The sequence below is a fragment of the Myxococcus sp. AM010 genome, assembly GCF_013372585.1.
GTDB lineage: Bacteria > Myxococcota > Myxococcia > Myxococcales > Myxococcaceae > Myxococcus > Myxococcus vastator.
The window spans coordinates 1-3,413 of the sequence record NZ_JABXEO010000184.1; the positions used below are offsets into that span (position 1 = coordinate 1).

Annotated in this window: 2 rRNA genes; both read right to left on the reverse strand. The window is 55.1% G+C overall.

The features are described from left to right. Positions 1-12: 12 nt before the first annotated feature. Positions 13-129, reverse strand: a 5S ribosomal RNA gene (gene rrf, locus HV826_RS36105). Positions 130-290: 161 nt separating this feature from the next. After that, positions 291-3,253: ribosomal RNA gene (locus HV826_RS36110) — 23S ribosomal RNA — on the reverse strand. Positions 3,254-3,413: the final 160 nt, after the last annotated feature.

A 3,413-nucleotide genomic window follows, 5' to 3' on the forward strand; every position in this document is an offset into this window, starting at 1 on the left:
TTCTCAAAAAGAATCCGGCAGCGACCTACTCTCCCGCGCGGTTTCCCGCGAAGTACCATCGGCTCTGGAGGGCTTAACTTCCGTGTTCGGGATGGGAACGGGTGGAACCCCTCCGACATAGCCACCGGAAAACAAGCGACAGTGCATACAAAGGGTAAGTTTCAATTCATTGCTGAGCGAAAGTCTCGCTGTGCGTATTTCAGTCTTCCAGGCGAGTGCATGAAGCACTCGAGCCTCGGCCTTGGCCCCGAGTCCCTTACTCCCCTTGAGGGGGCATGCAAGAGAATGGGGAAAGTAAGCCTCACGACCAATTAGTACCGGTTAGCTGAACGTGTTACCACGCTTACACACCCGGCCTATCAACGTCGTAGTCTTCGACGGGTCTTCAGGGGCTTGCGCCCGGGATACCTGGTCTTGAGGTCGGTTTCCCGCTTAGATGCTTTCAGCGGTTATCCAATCGGCACATGGCTACCCAGCGATGCCTCTGGCGAGACAACTGGTACACCAGCGGTGCCTCCAACCCGGTCCTCTCGTACTAAGGTCAGAGCCTCTCAAGTATCCTACGCCCACAGCAGATAGGGACCAAACTGTCTCACGACGTTTTGAACCCAGCTCGCGTACCGCTTTAATTGGCGAACAGCCAAACCCTTGGGACCTGCTCCAGCCCCAGGATGCGATGAGCCGACATCGAGGTGCCAAACCTCCCCGTCGATGTGAACTCTTGGGGGAGATAAGCCTGTTATCCCCGGAGTACCTTTTATCCGTTGAGCGATGGCCCTTCCATTCAGGACCACCGGATCACTATGACCTGCTTTCGCACCTGCTCGACGTGTCCGTCTCGCAGTCAAGCTCCCTTATGCCATTGCACTCGACGCCCGGTTTCCAATCGGGCTGAGGGAACCATCGCGCGCCTCCGTTACTTTTTGGGAGGCGACCGCCCCAGTCAAACTACCCACCAGACAGTGTCCCAATCCCGGCTGACGGGACATGGTTAGACACCAGAAATCAACAGGGTGGTATTTCACCGTTGCCTCCACCGAACCTAGCGGCCCGGCTTCAAAGGCTCCCACCTATCCTACACAGTCAATCCCCAGTGTCACTGTCAAGTTATAGTAAAGGTTCACGGGGTCTTTCCGTCTTGCTGCGGGTAAACTGCATCGGCACAGCTATTTCAATTTCGCTGAGTCCCTCTCCGAGACAGCGCGGAAGTCGTTACTCCATTCGTGCAGGTCGGAACTTACCCGACAAGGAATTTCGCTACCTTAGGACCGTTATAGTTACGGCCGCCGTTTACTGGGGCTTCGGATCATCGCTTCACCTTGCGGCTGACGAATCCCCTTAACCTTCCAGCACCGGGCAGGAGTCAGACCCTATACGTCGGCTTGTCGCCTTCGCAGAGTCCTGTGTTTTTGGTAAACAGTCGCTACCGCCATTTCTCTGCAACCTCTCTCGGCTTCGGCTGTACGCCTACACCTACCAGAGGCCCACCTTCTTCCGAAGTTACGGTGGAAATTTGCCTAGTTCCTTGGAGGAGAGTTCTCTCAAGCGCCTTAGGATTTTCTCCTCGCCCACCTGTGTCGGTTTACGGTACGGACACCCTGTAAGCTCCCTACGGGACTTTTCTTGGAAGCAGAGCATCAGCGACTTACCCCTTACGGGGCGCCATGGAGTCTCGGGGATAGCTGCCGCGCCTTTATTCGTACGCGACACCCCTACACCTTTAGACTGACACAACCACCGGTCAGCTCGCCTAGCTTTCTCCGTCCTCCCTTAGTTCAACGCTCACAAGATGGTGCAGGAATATTAACCCGCTTTCCATCACCTACGCCTTTCGGCCTCGGCTTAGGTTCCGACTAACCCTGGGAAGATTAACTTGACCCAGGAAACCTTGGGCTTACGGCGAGGGGGTTTCTCACCCCCTTTATCGCTACTCATTTCGGCATCAGCACTCCCAGTCGCTCCAGCCGCCTTTTCAGTCGACCTTCGCTGCAACTGGGACGCTCCCCTACCGCCATACGCTTTACGCATGGCCCGAAGCTTCGGCACTAGTCTTGAGCCCCGTTACATTTTCGGCGCGGCCTGTCTTGACCAGTGAGCTATTACGCTTTCTTTAAAGGATGGCTGCTTCTAAGCCAACCTCCTGGTTGTCAATGACCTGCCACATCCTTTCTAGTGTTCACTTAGACTAGATTTGGGGGCCTTAGCTGTCGGTCTGGGTTATTCCCCTCTTGCCAATGGACGTTATCACCCACTGACTGCGTCCCGGGATAACAATTGCCGGCATTCGGAGTTTGGTACGGTTTGGTAATCTGGTGAGACCCCTAGCCGTTCCAGTGCTCTACCTCCGGCATTGAATTGCCCGAGCCGATACCTAAATATCTTTCGGGGAGAACCAGCTATCACGGAGTTTGATTGGCCTTTCACCCCTACACACAGCTCATCCCAGAAATTTTCAACTTTCACGGGTTCGGTCCTCCATGCGGTGTTACCCGCACTTCAACCTGGCCATGTGTAGATCACCCCGCTTCGGGTTATAATACACGCAACTAAACGCCCTGTTCGGACTCGCTTTCGCTCCGGCTCCACCTAACGGCTTAGCCTCGCTACGTATATTAAGTCGCCGAATCATGATGCAAAAGGTACGCTCTCGCACTGGGTTGCCCCGTAGTGCTCGAACTGCTTGTAGACATGCGGTTTCAGGTTCTTTTGACTCCCCTTACCGGGGTTCTTTTCACCTTTCCCTCGCGGTACTTGTTCACTATCGGTCGCCAAGGAGTATTTAGCCTTACCGGATGGTCCCGGCTGATTCAGGCAGGATTGCACGTGTCCCGCCCTACTTGGGTAACCCACTCAGCTCCAACTCGCTTTCGCGTACGCGACTATCACGCTCTTTGGTGCCTCTTTCCAGAGGCTTCCGCTAGCAAGTCAAAGTCCTACCGTGGACCCTCTACCCCGACGCCACTTTCGTGGTTTCGGTTTGGGCTGCTCCCATTTCGCTCGCCACTACTTTGGGAATCACTCATTGTTTTCTCTTCCTCAGGGTACTGAGATGTTTCACTTCCCCTGGTTAGCTCCATTCCACCTATGTATTCAGTGGAAGGTAACGCCGCTATTCGCAGCGCTGGGTTTCCCCATTCGGACATCTCCGGATCAACGCTCGGTTGACAGCTCCCCGGAGCTTTTCGCAGCCACCCGCGTCCTTCATCGCCTCTTGGCACCTAGGCATCCACCGCACGCCCTTAGTAGCTTACTTGCCCTAATCTCTTGTTTCACGCCCGCCTCCCGGCGGTTTGTCGAAACTCGAAACCAAGGCCCAGACTCCTGCTCTTCGCAGCAAGCCTGGAAGACTTCTTCTTTACCTACGCTTGATTAAAAGCACCTGACTGCTTCCCTCACCTTCGCCTCACGGCGTC